The following is a 20,510-nucleotide window of genomic DNA, read 5'->3' on the forward strand; positions in this document are numbered from 1 at the left end:
CAGTTCCCGGTTCATGACTACCTCACTTCGATGGAGTGGCGCACTGATGCAGTACGTCCTCGTACAGGGACATCAACTGCCGGGCGCTGTGGGCGATGTCGTATCGCACCACCGCTTCGGCCACCGGCCAGCGGGCACCGGCAACGGCGCTCCCGGCCAGCAGCATCCGGGTCAGCTCTTCGGGCGCACCGCTGATGTGAGTTGCTGCGGGTACGGCCTGGGCCGGCAGATCAGCGATGGCAGGACAGGCGGCGTAGAGCACCGGCAGCCCAGCGGCCAGCGCTTCGATCACTGCCAGACCAAACGCTTCATCGGGGGAGTTGGACACGAAAATGTCCATGGCGCTGAGCAGGGCCGGCAAACCACTGCCCGCCGGAGCGTGCGGCGGGGGCGGATCCTCGCAGGCACCGGTGAGAATGACCCGGTCGGCCACCCCGAACTGCTGCGCGGCCCGCAGCAGGTGAACGCGCTGGTCGCCCTCACCCACCAGGACCAGCCGGGCCCCCGGAACGCCGGCCACCGCGCGAATCAGGGACGCGAAGTTCTTGCCCACTGCCAGCCGCCCCACCCCGCCCACGACGTAGGCGTCCTGCGCAATCCCCAGCCGCTGGCGGGCAGCACGGCGCGCCTCGGCACTGAACGCGAACCGCGCGGCATCGATACCGTTCGGCACCACGGTGATCCTTGACCCACGCACGCCCCAGTCCTCGAGCCGCTCGGCGACCGACGCCGAGACAGCCACAGTGCGCCGGCCCATACGCTCTCCGGCCAGATACAACGCCCGTGTGCCGGAGCTCAGCGGCCGCCCCTCGATCTGGTGGCGTCCCAAGGAGTGCTCGGTGGCGACCACCGCCCGCACGCCGGCCAACCGCGCTGCCAACCGCCCATAGAGGCACGCCCGGTAGAGGTGGGTGTGCACCACGTCGTAGCGCCCGTCCCGGATGTGGCGCACCAGCCGCGGCAGAGCCCTCAGATCACGATTGCCGCTCATCCCCAGATGGGTCACCGCGATGCCGTCCTCGCGCAGACCCGCCGCCACGGCCCCGGGCGCGGTGAGGGTGACCACATGTGTCTCCACCGGCAGGTGCCGGGCCAGGAGCCGCAACTGCTGCTCGGCGCCGCCGATATTGAGGCCGGTGATCACCTGAAGGACCCTCACGATCGCCCCGCGGTCTGCTCAAGGATCGTCAGATCGGACGGCGACACACGGCGCATCCGGTGCAGAACCTGCTTCGCGAACAGCCGCACTGCAGTGTCCCGCTGGTCGATATGCGCGCGCGGCAGCGCGAAGCGGCTGGAGAGTGAGCCGGGATCCACACCGCAGGCATAGGAATAGCCGGCCTCACGCACGGCCCGCACCGACCGGGCATCCAGGTGACCGTAGGGATAACAGAAGCCGTCAGCCGGTGCCCCAGACAGTGATTCGACGGCCTCGCGGCTCGATACCGTCTCCTCCTGCAGCGTGCTCTCATCGGCTCCCCGCAGGGACACATGGTGCATGCCATGCGAGGCCACTTCCATGCCAGCCGCCGCAACCCCACGGATGTCCTCGGCGCTCAGTAGCGTCCTGCGTGGCCCCTCAGCGTCCCAGTCGTTGTCCTGGCCGAGCTTGCCCGGCAGCACGAACACCGTTCCGGTGCACCCGTACTGGCGCAGCAGCGGCACCGCGCACGACGCGAAATCCCGGTAACCGTCGTCGAAAGTGAGCCCCACAAGCCCCTTGGCCAGACCGAGTGTGTGGGCATCGAGAAGCTCCCGCACACTGACCCCGCGCAGCCCACGACTACGGAGCCAGCGCAGCTGCTCCTCGAAGCGGTGCGGTGAAACCGTCACACGGTACGGATCATCAGGAGAGTCACTGATCGAGTGGTACATCCCGATCCATAGAGGAGCGCTGGGCACCGGGCAGAGAGTTCTGACCCAGCTGCGGGTTCTCTTTGGCATGAGTAAGCCTTCGGGACACTGAGAAGAACAAGGACGGAATCTGCGGCGCCTGCACGGCAGCGGCGAGAGCGAGGAAGGTCACCGCGGCCACACCTGTGGTCAGAGCGACGGCCAGGGCGGGCGCGACGGGTGTACGTGCGACACACCAGCCCGCTGCGGTGGCGGCCGCGGCCGCCACGGTCAGTTTCAACAGGGCGAGACTCAACCCGCCCACCGCCAGGGGGACGCCCTGGCGGCGGATCCCGCACAGCAACATGGCCGCGGTGACCGTGATCCCCAGGGCATTGGCCGCAGCAATTCCAGCGGCACCCCACACTGCTGCTGCGACCAGGCCGCCGACAATGTTCGCTGCGAGTCCTGTCAGCATGGCCACCGCTGGGTACCACAACGGTCGCGCGGCGGAGAAATAGCAGCGCACCAGTGTCCCCACCAGGGTCTGGCCCAGCAGCCCCAGGGCGTACACCCGCATGATGGCGGCCGTAGCACCGGTGTCCTGCGCATCAAATGCCCCGCGCTGGAAAAGCAGTTCGATGATCTGGGGCGCCGCCGCGGTCACCACGGCCGCGCCAAAGAGCACAATCGCCGCGGCCGCCACCAGATCTCGTTCCATCCGGCGCTGCGCGGTCCGCGGCTCACCCGCGGCCAGGGCCCGTGCGACGACAGGGAAGTTAACCGTGCACAGCATGAGCGAAAGCATCATGGGGATCTGTGCAACCTTCTGCGCGTAGTTCAGGTGCGAGATGGCACCTCCCGCCAGCGGTGACGCGAGATAGCGCTCGACCAGCACCTGCGACTGCCGACTCACCGTGAAAACAACCACCGGTGCCATCAGCGCAAGCGCCAGCACCGGGGGAGTGCCGGACGCCGGCTGCGCCGCAACTCCTTCCCCGGGAGCCGTGCGGAGCACCCGCCACAGCGACGGCGCCTGGACCAGCACCATCAGCACCCCGCCAATGGCGACCCCCGCTGCCGCGGAGCGCACCCCCCAGTGCGCTCCGGATGACAGCAGCAAGGTCCCGATGATCCCGACGTTGTACGCCACATAAATCGTGGCCGGCGAGATGTACCGGCCATGAGCCCGCAACGCCGCGCTGCAGTAGCCCGCCAACGCGAAGGTGAACACGCATGTCGCCGTCAGTCGGGTGCAATCAACGGCCAGCGACGGATCGGCCAAACCCGGCGCGAGACCACCCACCAGGGCGGGCGCCCAGGCGACCACCACCGCCGCCACGGCCCCCGATGCCAGCGCGAGCCGCGGCAAGGTGTGCCGCAGCAGGTGACGCACCGGGTCCCCGTGCGCCAGCTGGCCTGCGGCCCGATGCGCCAAAGCCCGGCTGAAGGCGGGCACCAACAGCAGTGCCATCGCGTCCTCGATCAGGAGAGTCGAAGCGAACTCCGGCACGGTCCAGGCCACGAGGAAGGCATCCGTATCACTGCCCGCGCCGAAAAGATGCGCCAGCGCCTGGTCGCGCATCAGGCCCAACAACGAACCCACCGCCGTCAGCGCCGCGGTCAGCAGCGCAGCCCGGGCCAAACCCCCTTCCCCCCTCTTCACCCTGCGGGCACCGAAAACCCCCCTGGCCCAGCCCCGGGGCGCCACCTGCCCGATCCCAGGCGCCGGTGACCGCCCGTCAGCCACGCCCCTCCCTCAGCGAGTCGCCCGGCGACGTCAGCGCCCAGCACGCGACCAGACCCAGGACCACCGACGTCAAGACAGTCGAGGGACCACCGATGTCGGCGTACGCAAAATCGATCATCTGCCAGACCAGCAGCCCCACGGCGACCACGCCACAGTGCGTGCTGCGCCCCGCAGCCCCCTCCTGCACCAACCGCCGCAACGCCATCACGAGCAGAGCAACCCAACTGCCCAGCAGAGCCACCAGCCCCACCACACCTTGCTCACCCAACACCAGCAGGTACATATTGTGCGGCGACAACAAGGCCTGCTTCTTGAACGTCTGCCCCGCACCGGCCGTATCGCTGCCCGAGGACAGTGCCAGAGAGGCATTGCTGTCGCGGTACTCAGGAAACTCCTTGAGCCCCACCCCGGACACCGGATCACTCCGCCACATCTGCACGGCCGCCGCCCACATCGTGTAGCGGTCAGTCACCGACCGGTCCGGCGCATCGGTGACCTGCGTAATGCTGGACAGCCGATCCTGCACCAGCGTCGACCCCACCCCCAGGCCGAGCACCAGAACCACGCCCAGCGCCCCCAGGACGGTCACCACACGCGCCGCCCTGCGCACGCCGGTCAGCGCAAGCTGAACACCACAGGCAGCAATGGTCGCGATCCACGCCCCACGGCTGAACGACAAGGCCAAGGGAACCAACAGCAGCCCCACACAGACCAACGCCGCCCTCCGAGCGGGAGAGGTGACACCGCGCCGCGCCTGCGCTCCCAGTGACAACCCCACCGCGACGACCAGCCCGTAGGACACGACCGTCGCCATCCCCATCACATCCGACGCACCGAACGTTCCTACCGCGCGGACGTTCTCCCCCACGTACGAGGCGCCCGTGCCGGTCAGGAACTGTTCAACGCCGATAACCCCCTGCCCCAGTGCCAGCACGATCAACGACCATGCGATCACCTTGAAATCTCTGCCTGTACGCACCAGCAGGAGAACCGCGAGCGGCACCAGGACGAAGATCTGCAAGTAGCGCGGCACTCCCGGCAGGCTCGCCGCGGGGTCGGCCGAGGTGACACAGGACAGGCAGATCCCCACAACCGGCAGGCCGACAATCACCGCCGCAGTCGGCGACAAGGGCCGAAGGCGCTCGCGCAACAGCCGCACCGCGCAGTACACGACCAAGAATCCCGACGCAGCATCTGCGGCCGTCCCGCTCCCTTCCGAAGCAGAGTCGACGGGAGCCATCAGCAGAGCCACCACGGCCAGCACCGGCAACAGCGGGAACACCGCTCTGGCCCGGTCACCCCAGATCATCCTTCCCCCGGATCCGAGGGATCGGCTCTCCGAAGCAGCACTCACGACAGACATCAGCTTCCCCCCGGACGCGTCAGAGACTTCGCGGTCCGCAGCAAAATGCACACGTCCTGCCACCACGACCAGTGATCGATGTAGTGATTGTCGAAGCGGCAGCGGTCCTCGATCGAGGTGTCACCACGCAGGCCGTGCACCTGCGCCAGTCCCGTCAGCCCCACCACCATCCGGTGGCGTGCCGCATACCGCGGATACGTGAGACTGAACTGGGCCACGAAAAAAGGACGCTCGGGCCGGGGCCCCACCAGACTCATGTCACCGCGCAGCACGTTCCACAACTGCGGTAGTTCATCGAGGGAGGAACGGCGCAGGAACCTGCCCACCGCGCCCACTCGAGCGTCGTGCGCCACACTCCACTTGGTCTCCGCCTCACGGTCGTCAGCCGGACGCAGGGTACGGAACTTCAGCAGGACAAACTCCCGCCCGTGCATGCCCACGCGCTCCTGACGGAACAAGACACCAGGGCCATCGGACATCCGCACCGCTGCGGCGCACACCAGCAAGACGGGCAGCGCCAACAGCAGCATGAGGCCCGCCACAACAAGATCCAGTGCACGCTTGGCGCCCGGAATGCGCCGGTTGCCCGCCACCGGCTCAAGAAGGCGGCAGTCATACCCCCACAGGTGCTCACCCATCGCCAGCGCCGAATGAGCACCAGCGGGCTGCGACCCCAGCAACCACACGGCGCAGCCATACTGCTGAAGGAGCTCGACCAGATCCACATGGTCCGCAGCGCCCTCAGCCCCGACGACCAGCACATCGCGCACACTGTTCTGGATCACCGCACGTACCACCTCCTCAGGCGAGGAGAGCACCGGCACCGCAGGCACCTCCTCGGCCTGCTGAGGCACCGCCTGACGTGTCGTCATCACCCCCACCGCGCGCATCCCATACTCGGGATGCTGTGCCAGCGCGGTGCACAGCCGGTGGGTGCCCGAGGACCCGCCCACGATCAGCGTGGAGCGAGGCCGTGCTCGAGCAGATCTCCTGCGCTGCCCGTAGAGGAAGGCCCGCACCGCACAGACCACGGCCAGGTGAATGCCGATGGCCCCCAACAGCACCGACAACTGAGGATTGGGGCCACCACGGCGGACGGCGATAAGCGCGGCCGCCACAGTCCAGACCACCGCCACTCGCGCAGCCAGCGCGGGCAGTTCCTCCAAGACGGCAGGGCGGATCCTGACCCGGTAGAGGTGGCCCCGGGCATTGAGAGCGATGGTGAGCACGCTGAGTTGCAGCAGCAGGTTCACATCGCGCTGCGCTGCCTCAAGAAGCACGGCCGCGACAAGCACTGCGGCGCAGTCCGCAGCGACGAGCGGCGGCACCGGCGAATCCGAGGGCGCGGGGGCACGGCCGCGACGCGCGGTGAGACCTGCGGGTGTGCGCTGCCCCGCGACCGTTGCCGCCATCACTCTCTGCGGCACGGCGGAGGTACTCGTGTTGTCTGTGGTCACGGGGAAACGGGCTCCCTGAACTCGTGGTGCTGCCCCAGGGCCACGTCACGGTAGATCTCCGCCATGGCCGCGCTGACGCGCCGCACGTCAAAGTGGCTACGCACATGCTGGCTGGCCTGTTCGCCCAACATGACCCGCAACACGGGCTGGCCAAGCATGCTGATCACAGCCGACGCCAGGGCCTCCGGATCATCCGGCGGTACGAGACTCACCGGGTGGTGCCCCGGCGGCAGACCTTCCCGCGCGCCGTCCACGTCAGTCACCACCACGGCTCGTCCCGTGGCCATCGCCTCCAAGGGGGCTACCGCTATTCCCTCCCACCGCGAAGGCAGAACCACGAGGTCCGCGGCCCGATACCAAGCGGCGGTGTCCTTGACGGCACCCACAAAAGTCACCGACGGCAGCGCCGCCCGACGCAGTGCCTCGCCGTCAGGCCCGTCTCCCACCAGCACCAGACGCGCATCGGGGAACCGGGCGACCACCGCACTCCAGGCCTGGAGAAGCACATCCTGGCCCTTTTGCATACACAGCCGGCCCACGCAGACGACAGACAGCGCCGAGGCCGGCCAACTCTCCAGTTCCGCCAGCTCGCTGCGTGCCCGGACCGAGTCCGTATCCGGAGTGAAACGCTGCACGTCGACGCCGTTGCGCACCACGGAATACTCCGCCCGAATGCCTGCCTGGTGGCCGCGGCGCTGCTCGGCCTTGCTCACGCACACCACACGGGTGGCCCACCGGGCAGCCCACCGCTCCCACCACAGCGCCAGGGTGCTGGTGCCGCTGTCGACCGCTTCGAACGACCAGGCATGCGGCTGGTAGATGGTGGGGATCCTCCCGCGCACCACGATCCGTGCGACCAGCCCAGCCTTCGCGCTGTGTGCGTGCACTACATCGGGGCCCAGCGCGGAAATCAGTCGAGCGAGCTGCCTGCATTCGCGGATCACGTGTCGCGCGGGACTGCGCACAGCGGGCCACTCGCTGACTACACAGCCCAACTCCACTGCCGCTTCCGCCAACGAGGTGCTCGGCGGGCACGCCAGGAGCACCCTGAACCCCTGATCGATCTGGGCCGCGATCAAGTCCAACACCACGCGCGCGACGCCGCCTTCACCGGGCTGCACGACGTGGAGAACGGCGAAACCACGCGCGTCTGGGTGCTGTTGAGGGCTCACGCTTCTTCTTTCCACCAAGAGAGACCGCTGCGGGACCAGGCTGTGGCCTCCCGCAACGGAAATCAGAGTTACGACCGATGGCCAAGCGAAGCCTCGGGATTCGAACGCACCGTCTCCTCAGCCGACACACGTGCCGTGCGTCGAGATGCGCCGGGGTACGGGTGGCCCAGCGAGAACGCGTGTCGGCAGGGGATGGAGGGTCACGACCGACACCGCGTCAGGAGACCCGAGTTTTTTGGAACGCATCGAACAAATGCGCTGAATGTTCTGCCTTGAGCGCGCCGAAAGAGGGGATTTCGGGAGGGGGTCGTGTGCCCGGAGACGTGAAGCGACCGTCGACGGCACACCGCGTCGCGCGGCAGAGACCAACGAATCTCGCATAGACATGCTCCGTGTGGTGTGACCGGTAAGCCGCCCGTGGCGGCGGGGACTTGAACAGGCAGCGCAGACCAAGCTGCGGCCCTGGCCCGGGGAAGGTGAGAGGAACACCGGGGAACGTTATATACCAACATTTAGCGAATCAGCACGCTAGCCGCCCACATGGGTAACATCGCGTATCCCCGGCATCAGTTGGTCGTTATGTCGCTCACGCACTCGGCCAAAAGGCGCGAAACGGATGCACCGGCGGTTCGGTCTCCGCTCGGCGGCACAACGGCTGGTCGCGGCTCGGATGGCCGAGAAACACCCCCGCGCATCCCAAGGCGACACATCCTTACCGCAGCCAGACCGGCCGGGCGTCCGTCATCCGAGGTGGAGGAGAGGCTAGCGCAGTGGCTGAAAAGACAATCTTTCACTCATTTGGCGCGAAACCGGCAGTGAGGGCAGCGCGTTGATTACACAACCGACCTTCTCGGGCCGGCTGTACATCCGAATCACATGGAGAGCTCTCATGTCTTCTCGTATCGCCAAGGCTGTTGTTCTGACCGGAGCGCTTGCTGCATCCTTCGCCGGCGCCGCCGGTGTCGCCGCAGCCGACAGCGGCGCCCAGGGTACGGCCCAGAACTCGCCCGGCGTCCTCTCCGGCAACGTCCTCCAGGTGCCGGTTCACGTCCCCGTGAACGTCTGTGGCAACACCGTTGACGGAATCGGTGCCCTCAACCCGGCCTTCGGCAACACCTGCTCCAACAGCTGACTCCAGTCAAATCCGGCTCGTCCTACCTAAGGAAGAGCCAGGGCCCGGTGCGCCGCCCGACCAGGCGGCACACCGGGCGCACCCGACACCCGCCGCCAGGATCGTGTGAGCGACGCCCTACCCGGGCGCTCAACATTCCCGACGGCGAGCAGGAGGGAGTATCGGGCGGCTGCCCCGATCCCCGACTGAACCCGGTGTCTCCGTAGCATCGCGCCCGGTGGAACACCTGATCAGATCAGCCGGCGAGCAGAGGCCCTCAGACTCTGTGCAGCCCGATCGGTGCTACCCCTGGCGACGGCCAGTCTTTCCGGCACCAATCCACAGGCCAGACCACTGCGCCCACTCACACGGACCAATCTCACTCACGCACGGCCTACTTCCTTTTGCGCCCCGCCACGGCGAATTGCACGGTGAGAGAAACCCTCTCCGGATCACCGTGGAAAAGGAAAAAGATGCGCTTCTTGGCTTCGAGCAGCGTAGCTGCGGCTACGGTCTGCGCCACCTTGAGTCTCGGGGTGATCGCCCCAGCCGAGGCTCACACGCCTGTCGTGCGCTCCGAGGGCCAGATCGCGCCGGTTTCCGGTGCCACAGTGCTCCTGCGGCAGATGCAAACCCTCGGGGAAGTCGGCGGCCTCCTCACGCCCGTCACCAACCTCATCGAAGCAGCGCTGACCACAGAGGGCCACAGGCTCAGCGCAGGCACAGCCCAGAGGTATCTCGGAGCGGTGACAACAGCGCTCGCGAACGTCACACCGGCAACGCCCAGCACATCCACGGCCACCTCGGAGCCCAGCACCAAGGCAGCCACGCCGCCGGACCTCAAGGCCGATGCCCTCAAGGACGTCCGCAAGTACGCGCGAGCCCTGGCCACCGCAGCGACGGCGGGCAACGGGGAAAGAGTCCTCAAACAAGCACAGGAAACCGTGAACTCGATGGTCAAGTTCATGGTGGCTACGGTCCTGACCGGCGGATTGCCCACTCCACAGCTTCCCGGCCTGCCGACAGTGGCCAAGCCCTCCGCTGCGGCCAGCGTGCCCCGGACTCCAAAGCCCTCCTCCGCATCGACGGTGCCCAAGGCCCCTTCCGTGCCCAAGGCGCCCAGGACGCCGGCCGCCGTACCGGCCACGCCAAACATCCCGCACGCGACTAGCCAGCCGGCCAGGCCTCCAGCCGCCACTGCGCCGACCGCACGGAAGAGCCCGACCCTGCCCGAGCCTCCTGCCCTGTCCAGAATGCCGGAGCCGGCAGTCGTTGTGCCGTAGACCGGTGCCCGCCAGGAATCTGCCGGAGAGACCACTGCGGTGCTGGAGGGAAGAGCGCGAGGCTCCTGCGCCAGTCGCCCCCGAGGCCAGATCGGCGTCGACGGTGGACGGTTGGGAGCATTCGGCAGGTTCCTAGCAGGTCAGGACAGTGGTTTCCCGATGGGCCAGAGCGCCCTCCCGCTGCAGTACATGGCTCCAGCACCCCGCCCGACGAGGTATGCCGGCTCCGGCGGGAAACATCGTGCCGGAGGAGGACGGAAGGCCCTCCTGGCCGGGCAGGCCGGCACAAAATATCGTCGGGCTTCCGCTCTTGGGGGCGGCATTCACGGCAGGACAGGCCGGCCCCGGGCCATCGCTATGGAATTCAATGTCTCCTATCCATAGGCGAGTTACGCGACCTCCATGCGGCGGCGGCACCAACCCGGGCACGCGTGGGTCCCACGGCCACCGGCGTACGCGCCAACGGCGCTTCACTCCTTCGCGATCTCCGAGATTCCCACGCCGTGAGCGAACCACTCTCGTCGGGGACTCCCGCAGCTGGACCATCCGGGCCCGGAGGCCCACCTCTTGGCATCAGCGGAGCGGGCCCCCAGGAGGTCACCGACACCACCTCCCGTATTCAGGCTCAGCGACACCGTCCTGGATCTCCTGGCGCGACCGCGAGACCCGCCAGCTGGCATCCGTTGAGAAGTACCAGATTCTTCAGAACCGCACGTCAGAGCCGTACTGCCCTACGTCGAGAACGGCACGGCCTTGTCCTGCCCACCGCTCACCACGGGTGATCTGACGATAGGACCGGAATCTGTCATCCGGGTGTACAAGGGTGCTTTTCCCGCTCGAAGAGTTTCTGAAGCGCCGAGGGCTCGTTACAGAACCAGAGAGTGGTGTGCGAGAACGTCAAGGTCCTTGCAGATAAAGCCACTTGAGGTCCATGTGATTCCCTTGGAAGGGTTCCATTTCATGAAGTCCACGAAGGTCGCCGCAGTCATCGCAGGATCGGTGATGGCCCTGGGTGCCGCCGCACCGGCCATGGCGGCCGACAACCTGGCCCCGACCCCCATGGCCACGGACAACCTCGCTCCCACGAGCCTCACTGGCGGCCTGGAGACGATCTCCAGCCACCTTGACGCCCACCCGCTTCAGTCGGACCTGACCGACGGCTCGACGGTTGAGCAGGTCAAGAAGACCGCCGGCACCCTGAACACGCTCAATGACGCGGTGCCGCTGCTGGGCGGTCTTCCCCTCGCGAAGTAGCCGAGGGCTCGGCGGAGCCTTCGCAACCGCCCACTGTCCATGAGCTGATGGAGGTAATTGCCTCTTGGAGCCCGTGTTGATCAGTGGCAGACATCAGTACCTCTCTAGCCTGTTACTCACCCCAATTGAAAGGTCATGAAAATGAACACTGTCAAGAAGGCCGCTCTCGTTCTCGCCGCCGCCGGTATCGCCGCGGGTGCTGCCTCGGGCAGCGCGTTCGCCGCAGACGGTGGCGGCGCCACGGCACAGGGCACCGCCACCAACTCGCCCGGCGTCGGCTCGGGCAACCTCGGCCAGGTCCCCGTGCACGTTCCCGTCAACGTGTCCGGCAACTCGGCCAACGTCATTGGTCTGCTGAACCCGGCCTTCGGCAACACGGCCTCCAACAGCTGATTTCAGACGCTCACGGCCCGGCTCCGCGGACTTCTTCCGGAGCCGGGCCGTCTGCTTTTCGCACCCAGGGAGCCAGGGCGCACCTGCCGGATAGAACGTGGCGTTACCCTGCGATGTGCGGTAAGGGGTGCACCGATGAAAATGAGACACCAATCATTTCATCTATTCCGGTAAGTGGAGTCGTTAGCCCACTGGTTGCTGAGGCCCAGGACAATCCGTAGTCCTTTTCAACCGGCGGTCGTTCTCCAGGGAAAGCTACGTACTCTGTCATGCGAAAGGCCTCATCATGAAGCTCAAAGCGATCGCAGGGCTCGGCATCCTCGCAACTTTCGGCTTCGCGACACCAGCTGCGGCCGTTCAAGCACCGGTGGTCGTCCCACTGCAGGGGCTTGAGACGGCACTGCCTATGGATGCACCGACCGTGCGCACCGGTATCCCGATTCCCATTCCGTCCGAGCCCAGCCCCTTGCGGACGCGGGCGATGCAGCACCCAGACCCTGCTCTGGAGCTCCCCCAGACCCCCATCACAAGTGACCTGCCGACGACGGTGCTGGAGGCGCCAATGCCCCAGGGCTTTGACGGCGAGGACTTGGGCAGCGCCCGCGTCACCAGTGGCGGTTCACCGATGGCGGCCAAGACGCCCGGCCTCGCCGTAGGGCGGCCCTTCGCTCTCCCGCACGGAGAGTCGCTCGGGCTTCCGGAACTCGACGATCCGCAGGCTGCGATCTTGGCCCCTGCCTTGCAGGGTGACGTCAGTTCCGGGCTCGGTCTTGCTGCCCCCTCCGTCTAGACAGCCGGTCAAACAGGATTTGGTCACGCAGCGCGGGAAACGAAGCTGCTCTTGACTCTGTCGTCGCATAGAGCCGTTACCCCAGCTTTTTGATCGCGTTATAGGTAGGTGATCGCGAAAAGATCGCGATCAGTAACCGCACCGAAGGAGATCGTAATGTCTCGCATCGTCAAGACGATGGCCGTAATCGCCGGTACCGGGGCCATGGCCCTCGCTGGCGCCGGCATGGCCTTCGCCGACTCGGGCGCGCAGGGTGAGGCGACGAACTCCCCCGGCGTCGGCTCGGGCAACGTCGTTCAGGTTCCCGTCCACGTGCCGGTCAACCTCTGCGGCAACACCGTCAACGTCATCGGCCTGCTCAACCCGGCCTTCGGCAACCAGTGCTCGAACGGTGACTCGCACGAGGGTGGCTACGGCGAAGGCTCCTACGGCTACGAGGGCTGAACTCTCCCGCACGGGACGAGGAATGTGACAGCGTGATGCACTAGACGGTCCGCGGCGACGCCGCGGACCGTTCTTGTCTCTGGGACGCCGCCCCGTCTTACGTGGCGTAGCGATAAATCTTGCTGTGATCCCACATGGACGAAGGACTGTCACCCCAGGGAGGCATGGGCTCATCACGCCCCACCACCCTGCTTCCGAAGGCGGACGACGATGCGTCTGTACCTTCCGGCATGTACACAGCCGAAGGATGCGCCTGCTGCCAGCGCGACCAGACAGCATCGACGAACGAGTGATGAAGCCAGAACACCGGGTCATTGACCGACCCGCCACCGAGCATCAGCCCGCTCACCCAGCGATGGACGCGGTTGTGATTGAGGAATCTCTCATTACCCTCACCCGCGGCCCAGCCCTCCAGTTTGTTCCTGAACCCCTTGTCGCTACGCGAGTCCCACGGCGCGGAATCGTAGACCGGATCGGCAGTCGCCCAAGCCAGTTGAGCTTTCGTGGGCAGATCGATCGCCTGGGACGGCCGGCCAAGGTCTCGGGTGAGGAACCTCCCGTCGCTGGCACTCACGGTGACATCCCAGTTCCCGCCGCTGTACGCGAAGGGACCGGTCATGACCTGCAAGTCCTCCCGACGTCCGTTCCCGCCCATGAAGTCGTCATGCCACAAGGAAGAAGCGGGCGTGTTGTCTTGGGTCCAGTCCCAGTAGGGCACCGAGACACTGCCGTCCACTTCCCTCAGAGCCGACTCGAAGTCCAGAAGAAATCTTCTGTGCCAGGGCAAGAACGAGGGGCCCATGTGCGCCACACGAACTCCATGGTCCCCGTCTGCGGTGTAGTGATCGATGTGTGTCTGGACGAACTGGTCATAGATTCCACGCCGCTTGAGCTCCAGTACGGCGGCCACGAACTTCTTCCGCTCGGCACGGGTGAGGTTGCGCTGATTCTTACGGACGTACACCACGACCCCCTCCGTACGTGTCCCCGTTGTGGCCGGGCATCGGCGCCAACCGCGCGGATCTCAGCTCCAGCGCTGCCGCGCGCGCGGTAGCCAGGGGTGTGGGATAGGACTGGTAGTGATCGATGTGGCTGACGTACCCACCGCGAGCACAGCGCATCAGGTGCAGGGGACGGCCGTCGATGAACACCTCGACGGCATCTTCTGCCGCTGACGCCGCCGCCGCATAGCCCGCCAGCTGGTGGCCGCCGTACATCTCATCGAAGACAACCAAGCGGTCAGCAACGTCCATGGCGCTGGGCTCTGCGACCGTGTGCCGCGGTGTCGATACGATCCGGGACAGTGCCCCACCCGTGAATGCGGTGACCGAAAGGGCGCTGAGAGCCTGAAGCACCCCCCGCCGCGCTGGCGCGACCCGCCCGCGCCAGCCCTTCCCTCTATCAGGGTCGAACGGGTGGTCTCCCGCTCCCCGCTGCACAACTCGAAAACTCATGAAACTCCCCACGGGATCCGATGCGACCCTTGTAGCCCCACGTACGTCCTTGCCCATGATCGCGGCAACGTCGTGCCTGGCACAACGAATACATATCGGAAGCGTTCTGCTCGTCCAACGCACCAGGAGAATCGAAAATAAGATGAAAACTCGCACGCTCGGTCGGTACGTGGAAAGGCGGTAGCCGCTCTGTCTCGCAAGCGCCTCGGCTGAACGGGTGAACGGATGTGAAGCCCATGATGAGGAGCATTAACATCGCTCCCTATGACTTCCCCTCCTCTTGCATCCGCTCAACGGAACCCCACTCTGCTGGGAACTGTCTCCGTCATCCCCTGGGCCAGCGACCCCGAGGGCGACGACCCCTGCACGCCCTACCTCATGCTCTACCCCTTGGGGGACGGAAGCGCGGGTGAGCGCGGTAGCAGCGAGGCGATGTCTTCGATGCTCACGAGCACAGGTCTGACGCTCGGCAATCAACTCATCGACCTGTCAAAGCAGCCGCGCATCGGCATCTCCCTTCTGGTCGAAGGGGGCCAGGCTGTGCTGACACTCCCCTCGATGAAGGTGCAGTGCCCCGTTCCTTCGGAATGGGAACAGGCAGCAAAAGCGAACCAGCAGGTCTACTTCATCTGCACGACGCAGCCCTGGCCAACGGCCGTACCAGGGAAACCGGTTGATGAAGAGACTCTGCGTACGTACGTGAGCAGCACATCACTTCTGGAAGGCAGCGCCCACTGCCTGCTCCCGGTGCGCAGCCTGCGAGGCTGACCAAAGGGTCCGGAGAATGCAGCAAGGGCCCTTGATGCGCAGGGGACAACACGCATCAAGGGCCCAGAGGGCAAGTCAGAGCCAGAGGCCAAGCCCGACGCCCAGTTCGAGGCCGATCCCACTGTGATAGTGGTGCCAGTAGTCCCAGCAGTCCTGATCCCAACCGCAGTGGTGCTGCTGTGAGACCGCCGGGGCGGCCGCCGGGGTCGCCGGTGCAGCGGCCGCAGCTGATGTCGCGAAGGGCAGCGATACCGCGGCGACCAGCGCAGCGGCAGCTATACCGCGGGCAGCGAATTTCTTCATGCTCGACTCCTCGAAGCGTAGGTGAAGACACTTCGACGCTAGCCACGTGTCGGCTATCACGCTCGGGGAAGGCCCCGGCGCTACTGCATTCGGGGAAACCCGGACCGACGGGAAACCACGCCACATCAACAAAACCTGTGGAGCGCACGATGAGCGCATTGCACACGAGCAGTACCCCGCGGACCCTGCCGGGTCGCACCCCACGGCACACCTCACGCCCAATGGACGCTGGTGCAGGTGCCGCCCTCGCCCTGCTGCTGGTGGGGGGTGGATTAGCGGGCCTCTTGGCATCCTGGGTCATCACCATCGACGAGCTCAAACTCCTGGCAGACCCGAATTTCACGCCAGGCTGCAGCATGAACCCGGTGGTCTCCTGCGGGAACATCATGAAAAGCGACCAGGCAACGGTCTTCGGCTTCCCCAACCCACTCCTCGGGCTCGTCGCCTACGCCGTCGTCACACTCGTGGGCGTCGCCCTGCTCGCCGGCGCCACCTTGCGCCGCTGGTTCTGGCTCGGACTCAACAGCGGTGCCCTACTCGGCGTGCTCTTCTGCACTTGGCTCCAGTACCAGTCCCTCTACTCGATCAACTCTCTCTGCCTCTGGTGCTGCCTGGCCTGGGCCGCCACCATCGTGGTGTTCTGGTCCGTCACCGCACACAACGTGCGTAGCGGAATGCTCTTCCGCGCATCCGCGCCACGCGCATTCTTCGACGAACTCGCCCTGGTTCCACCGCTGTTGCACGTAGGGATCATCGCCATGCTGATCCTCACCCGCTGGTGGGATTTTTGGACCAGCTCACATTCCTGACTCCCCGACCCGGGATCGAAGCGATCCGGTGTATGGGCCTCACGGGTGAGAAGACGATTGCGTCGTGACTGCCGGCACACTGAGCCGTTTGACAGGGCATGAACTCCACTCGACGGATCGCCACCGCCCTTGCCATCCTTACTGGAACCGCAGGGCTGGCAGTGCCGGCAGCCCAGGCAGCACCGCTCCCGCTGCCCAAGACCACAGCCATCTCGGCTACCGACACGCTGGACAATCTCGGGACCACGGCGATCCCCACAGCGCACAAGCAGGACGTCCCGGCCATCTCGGAGCAGCTGAACGGCCTGGACAAGCTGAATGAACTGCACCAGGCCACCGACCTGGCTGCACCCCTTACCAACCTGGTTCCGAGCGTTCAGTAACCGATCCAGCCGGAGCAGCCGCTTTCCGCAACACGCGTGCACGCGCAAAGCCGTGGCATGCCCCGCCGGCGCGGGGCGCGCCAGCTCCTGTCGCATGGCGTGGCAACGATGACCATGGCCGCGCCGAAGCTATGAGGTTCAGAACTGCCACAGCCGCGTATTCCAGGACCACAAATTGCGTTCCGGGAACCCGGCTGGTGGTCCTCCTGTGTAACAGGGCAGAGCCATTCGGGTTGAACTCATGAACAGATCAGAAGATATTCAGATGGGAGTAAATATGCTTTTGGCAAAAACCGCCACGAGCAAGGAGATCTGCGCATGCGTGCCACCACCGGGTTTGTCGTGTCGACTGTGGTTGTCGCCGCGGCGGCAGCCACAGGCGCTCTATACGTGCACGACGCCGCGGCCGAAACCTGCCCACCCACTGCCTGTTACGGACAAGGCGAATCCACAATCAAGCCCGAAGGCGCGGGCGGCTACGAGAGCGAGAACGCAAACGGCTACGGCAGCAGTGGACTTGCACCCGTAGCCCCGGGCTACGGGGAGTCCTCGCCTACCCGTCATGAAATCGAACTGCGCGAGAGCGAGCAGCCGTCCAACTACGGTGACGAGACGGGATATGGCAGCCCCCAGGGCTACGGCGAAGTGGGCACCCCCCTCGCGGTCACTCCCACACCGAGCGACCGCGCCTACATCCCACCCTCCGCTCCCGCCCCCAGCCCCCCAGCCCCGCTCCCCACCACCCAGCACCCGAGCCCCCCGGCGTCACCGCACGCCAACGCCTCCACACCGCCCGCGGCTTCCCCTCACGGAGGACCCCCCTCAACCACGCACGAACTGGCAGCCACGGGTCCCACGGAACGCCTCTACACTCTCGGCACAGTAGCGGTCGCCACAACGCTCATCGGTGCGGCACTCATGCGAGCCTCGCGGCGACGCAAGCACGGACGCCACTGACCTAAAGCCTCCCCACTGCTCCGGGAACATCGCCTCCGAGGGCCATGGCCGGCCAAGGGCTCCCTGCGCGACGCAGATGCCCCTGGCCCGGGTCACATAACGACCCGCGCCCAGGCCTCTCGCGGCCCGCTCTGCCAGAACCTCAAGGCTGCCGTCGCGAGATCGAGGCCGGCCATCGCGCCCCCACGCACCCTCATCCGGATCCAGGCGCATCCGACCCCGTAGAGCCTCCGAACTGAACAGTTCCCGGAGCAGAACAATAGGAAGTACGCGTTGAAAATTGCCTGTGTGGGCGGAGGGCCTGCCACCCTCTACCTCTCCATCCTGCTCAAGGCGCGGGACCCTCGACACGAGATCACCGTTCTCGAACGCCGGCTGCCAGGCAGCACATACGGCTGGGGCGTCACCTGCTGGCCTGACCTCCTAGAGGAACTGAATCAACACGATCCAGCATCCGCACGGGCCATCGCCGCATCCTCAGTGAGCTGGAGCTCTGGCGTTGCTCACCTGCGCGGCGCCATGGTCACCCACCAGGGCGACGTGGGCCATGCCATCGGAAGACACGAGCTCCTGGGCATTCTCACGGATCGTGCGCAATCACTCGGTGTGCAGATCGAGTTCGGAAGCCACATCGTGTCCGCCACGCAGCTACCCGAAGCCGACCTGGTCGTCTTGGGCGACGGAGTACACAGCCAACTGAGGGACCATCACGCCAAGGCCTTCGGCACCCGAAAGTCGCAAGGAGCCAACAAGTACATCTGGCTGGGCACTGCTCGCGTATTCACCTCCTTCACCTTCGCGTTCATCCAGACAGAACACGGGTGGATCTGGTGCTACGCATACGGCTACGGCCCCCACGGCAGTACTTTCATCGTTGAGTGCTCTGCCGAAACCTGGGCCGGGTTGGCACTGGATCGCCTCGATGAGGAGCAAGCCCTCGGCCTGATGGAAGAAATCTTCTCCGACCTGCTCGCCGGGAGCCCACTCGTGGGGCGAACAGATGCGGGCGACCGGAGCCAGTGGCAGACCTTCACTACAGTGACCAATACCTCCTGGACGCACGAGAACCTCGTCCTCATCGGAGACGCTGCCCACACCACGCACTACTCGATCGGTGCCGGCACCTCCCTGGCCCTGCGCGACGCAATGAGCCTCGCGCGGACCCTCCATGAGGCCGAGTACGCCGACACCCCCACCGCGCTGAGCAACTACACCCGTGAACGAAAGAAGGCCATCCTCACCTCACAGAGTGCGGCCCGGCACAGTGCGCATTGGTACGAGAACCTGACGCGCTACACCAACATGACGCCACATCAGATGTTCTCACTGCTTGGGCAAAGGCATTCCCCGCTGCTGCCACACCTACCGCCCCGACTGTACTTCCAGTTGGACCAGGCGCTTGGCCGCCTCGAGGCAATGCGGTGGCTCAAGCAACGAGTCGGAAGCAAGCTGGCGGCCGCCCTGCAGTCTGCACATCGGCCGTGAGTATCCGGAACCGCTGAACCTCTCAACGGAGCAAATCGAGAAGGCATAGTTGAGAATCTCGGCGTGGTGATCCGAACAAAGAGACCTGCTCTATAAGCTGGAGCATGCAGGAACAGGGAAACCCTTGTAACCCTGCCTTCGTAGCTCCCCGGCGACCGGTTCAAGTTTTGGAAGACATGGCCGGTTGCCGGGGTCTCACATGCGCATGGGCTGCATCTGCCCGAAAGACTCTGAACTCGAGGCGTCACACGGAGGCTCGCAGCCTCGTGCAAGAACATCTGTCAGAGATCGCTCGCAGACCTCACCTCAGCAACCACCACCTCTTCCACCATCAGCGTGACTCATTATTTGTCACATCGTTGAGCAGAGCGTTCAGGTTGCATCAGATAATTCCTGCAGCCATCGTGCGTCCGGGCCATACACCGGGGCAGCGCACGGGAATGGTGTGGTCCCTCTGCCAGCGGTGGTGAGGGACCACATGCGGGAGATACCGCCTGGGGCGAAAGGCGAATCGCCCACACATCGCTGCTGCAACATCAAGTATGTGTGCGGATCTTGAGTGCTACCGCTGAAATGCGCGTGTAGACACCTGGCTGCTTGGGCTGCCCACATTTGACGCTGCCAAATGAAACGACGCCGATCAGTCGGCCGCGGGCGACCAACGGGCCGCCGCTGTCGCCTTGACACGAGTCGCGCCGACGATCCAGGCTCCCGGCACAAACCATCGAAGAAGCCAGATACTTTCCCCCTCGAGTTCCTGGATAGGCCGTTGCGCACCATGCATCTGGCAAGACACGCAACTGTGTCGTGTTCAAGACCTCTGCGAAGCTCCCTCGACCCGTTGTGTCCCCCCACCCGTAGACAGTGGCGGATACGCCCGGTAGATCGCTCCGGTTTGCAGCGCTCGCCAAGGGCAGTACGGCAGACTTGGGAACGCTTTGAGCCAGAGTCACAACTGCCAAGTCGTTAGCAAACGACGTGGAATTGAAGCGTGGATCGGACCAGATCGACTTCACCCGGATCTCTCGTCCCCCAGCAGCGCGCAACCTGTCACGCCCAGTAATCACCCTGAGATCGTGAACGCTCCTCGGAGGAATCCCCAGGGCCTCTCGCGTCAGGCAGTGGGCGGCCGTTACCACGGCACGTGAAGAGACCAAGACCCCGCCACAGAATTGACCCGCCCGGTCATCACCAAAGCGCGAGCGACTGGTGAGAGCCACCACCCAAGGGCTGTCAGCAACGTGTGCCGGGTGCCCTCCAATAATCGATGTCGCGGCAGCGGCAGGAACCTGCGCAATCAAGCAAGCCGGAGCCGCCAACGCGATCAGGAAGGAAATACCCGCCAGCACCCGGGTGGTGAGACGACGCACAGCGGCTCCTCAAAATTGAGATTCGACACGCGTGCGGTGGTCACTAAGGCGACCTCTGCGGACGGTATTTCGGACAGTCGAGCGAAACCGTCTCACGCGAAATTTGAGCGGACAGGGATGAAACGGTCATA

General features: G+C 65.6%; 20 protein-coding genes. 10 read left to right on the forward strand and 10 right to left on the reverse strand.

All coding sequences use genetic code 11. The features are described from left to right. Positions 1–22 precede the first annotated feature (22 nt). From AB0H78_RS14090 to AB0H78_RS14115, 6 genes are all read right to left on the reverse strand, one after another. On the reverse strand, positions 23–1,159 hold the full coding sequence (locus tag AB0H78_RS14090; protein ID WP_363234602.1) for a glycosyltransferase: 1,137 nt from the start codon (positions 1,157–1,159) through the stop codon (positions 23–25). Next, positions 1,156–1,875: a polysaccharide deacetylase family protein gene (locus AB0H78_RS14095; RefSeq protein ID WP_363234603.1), complete on the reverse strand. Its 720-nt coding sequence runs from the start codon at positions 1,873–1,875 to the stop codon at positions 1,156–1,158. The genes AB0H78_RS14090 and AB0H78_RS14095 overlap by 4 nt, the downstream gene beginning before the upstream one ends. Beyond that, positions 1,856–3,499 carry a lipid II flippase MurJ gene (locus AB0H78_RS14100; protein ID WP_363234604.1) on the reverse strand — a complete coding sequence of 548 codons (1,644 nt, stop codon included), beginning with the start codon at positions 3,497–3,499 and terminating at the stop codon, positions 1,856–1,858. Before AB0H78_RS14100 ends, AB0H78_RS14095 begins: the two co-directional genes overlap by 20 nt. 76 nt (positions 3,500–3,575) lie before the next feature. Continuing rightward, a complete protein-coding gene (locus tag AB0H78_RS14105; RefSeq protein ID WP_363234605.1) occupies positions 3,576–4,892 on the reverse strand; it encodes an O-antigen ligase family protein in 1,317 nt (438 codons plus the stop codon). 53 nt (positions 4,893–4,945) lie between these two features. After that, complete coding sequence (locus AB0H78_RS14110; RefSeq protein WP_363234606.1) at positions 4,946–6,403, reverse strand: exopolysaccharide biosynthesis polyprenyl glycosylphosphotransferase; 1,458 nt, start codon at positions 6,401–6,403, stop codon at positions 4,946–4,948. Then, a complete protein-coding gene (locus AB0H78_RS14115) occupies positions 6,400–7,575 on the reverse strand; it encodes a glycosyltransferase family 4 protein (RefSeq protein ID WP_363234607.1) in 1,176 nt (391 codons plus the stop codon). The genes AB0H78_RS14110 and AB0H78_RS14115 overlap by 4 nt, the downstream gene beginning before the upstream one ends. 889 nt (positions 7,576–8,464) lie before the next feature. Here AB0H78_RS14115 and AB0H78_RS14120 point away from each other — a divergent pair. The 6 genes from AB0H78_RS14120 (at position 8,465) to AB0H78_RS14145 (ending at position 12,850) form a co-directional block, all read left to right on the forward strand. After that, entirely contained in the window at positions 8,465–8,707 is a 243-nt protein-coding gene (locus tag AB0H78_RS14120) for a chaplin (RefSeq protein WP_363234608.1), read from the forward strand. A 410-nt stretch (positions 8,708–9,117) separates the two neighbouring features. Next, positions 9,118–9,969: a hypothetical protein gene (locus tag AB0H78_RS14125; protein WP_363234609.1), complete on the forward strand. Its 852-nt coding sequence runs from the start codon at positions 9,118–9,120 to the stop codon at positions 9,967–9,969. A 960-nt stretch (positions 9,970–10,929) separates the two neighbouring features. Beyond that, positions 10,930–11,223 (forward strand): hypothetical protein, encoded by a 294-nt coding sequence (locus tag AB0H78_RS14130; protein WP_363234610.1) that lies wholly within the window; start codon positions 10,930–10,932, stop codon positions 11,221–11,223. Positions 11,224–11,364: 141 nt separating this feature from the next. Then, entirely contained in the window at positions 11,365–11,616 is a 252-nt protein-coding gene (locus AB0H78_RS14135) for a chaplin (RefSeq protein WP_363234611.1), read from the forward strand. 286 nt (positions 11,617–11,902) lie between these two features. Next, positions 11,903–12,406, forward strand: a complete 504-nt coding sequence (locus AB0H78_RS14140; protein WP_363234612.1) for a hypothetical protein — start codon at positions 11,903–11,905, stop codon at positions 12,404–12,406. A 156-nt stretch (positions 12,407–12,562) separates the two neighbouring features. Beyond that, the gene (locus tag AB0H78_RS14145; RefSeq protein ID WP_363234613.1) at positions 12,563–12,850 is read left to right on the forward strand and encodes a chaplin; all 288 of its coding nucleotides are present in this window, start codon (positions 12,563–12,565) and stop codon (positions 12,848–12,850) included. A gap of 97 nt (positions 12,851–12,947) precedes the next feature. Here AB0H78_RS14145 and AB0H78_RS14150 read toward each other — a convergent pair whose 3' ends face one another. Together AB0H78_RS14150 and AB0H78_RS14155 are read right to left on the reverse strand one after the other, a co-directional pair. Next, positions 12,948–13,817, reverse strand: a complete 870-nt coding sequence (locus AB0H78_RS14150; RefSeq protein WP_363234614.1) for a tyrosinase family protein — start codon at positions 13,815–13,817, stop codon at positions 12,948–12,950. Next, the gene (locus AB0H78_RS14155; RefSeq protein ID WP_363234615.1) at positions 13,801–14,361 is read right to left on the reverse strand and encodes a tyrosinase family oxidase copper chaperone; all 561 of its coding nucleotides are present in this window, start codon (positions 14,359–14,361) and stop codon (positions 13,801–13,803) included. The genes AB0H78_RS14150 and AB0H78_RS14155 overlap by 17 nt, the downstream gene beginning before the upstream one ends. A gap of 207 nt (positions 14,362–14,568) precedes the next feature. On the opposite strand from AB0H78_RS14155, the gene AB0H78_RS14160 reads away from it, so the two are divergent. Continuing rightward, entirely contained in the window at positions 14,569–15,072 is a 504-nt protein-coding gene (locus tag AB0H78_RS14160; protein ID WP_363234616.1) for a DUF5949 family protein, read from the forward strand. A 75-nt stretch (positions 15,073–15,147) separates the two neighbouring features. On the opposite strand, the gene AB0H78_RS14165 is transcribed toward AB0H78_RS14160, so the two are convergent. Continuing rightward, complete coding sequence (locus AB0H78_RS14165; RefSeq protein WP_363234617.1) at positions 15,148–15,375, reverse strand: hypothetical protein; 228 nt, start codon at positions 15,373–15,375, stop codon at positions 15,148–15,150. 221 nt (positions 15,376–15,596) lie between these two features. Between AB0H78_RS14165 and AB0H78_RS14170 the strand changes: the two genes are divergently transcribed. From AB0H78_RS14170 to AB0H78_RS14180, 3 genes are all read left to right on the forward strand, one after another. Then, positions 15,597–16,184 carry a vitamin K epoxide reductase family protein gene (locus tag AB0H78_RS14170; protein ID WP_363234618.1) on the forward strand — a complete coding sequence of 196 codons (588 nt, stop codon included), beginning with the start codon at positions 15,597–15,599 and terminating at the stop codon, positions 16,182–16,184. Between the two features lie 98 nt (positions 16,185–16,282). Beyond that, the gene (locus AB0H78_RS14175; protein ID WP_363234619.1) at positions 16,283–16,567 is read left to right on the forward strand and encodes a hypothetical protein; all 285 of its coding nucleotides are present in this window, start codon (positions 16,283–16,285) and stop codon (positions 16,565–16,567) included. Between the two features lie 1,230 nt (positions 16,568–17,797). Then, positions 17,798–19,009, forward strand: coding sequence for an FAD-dependent monooxygenase (locus tag AB0H78_RS14180; RefSeq protein WP_363234620.1), 1,212 nt, complete (start codon positions 17,798–17,800; stop codon positions 19,007–19,009). Positions 19,010–19,545: 536 nt separating this feature from the next. On the opposite strand, the gene AB0H78_RS14185 is transcribed toward AB0H78_RS14180, so the two are convergent. Continuing rightward, positions 19,546–20,379: a serine protease gene (locus AB0H78_RS14185; protein WP_363234621.1), complete on the reverse strand. Its 834-nt coding sequence runs from the start codon at positions 20,377–20,379 to the stop codon at positions 19,546–19,548. Positions 20,380–20,510: the final 131 nt, after the last annotated feature.

This window comes from Streptomyces sp. NPDC050738 (assembly GCF_040654175.1).
Classification (GTDB): domain Bacteria; phylum Actinomycetota; class Actinomycetes; order Streptomycetales; family Streptomycetaceae; genus Streptomyces.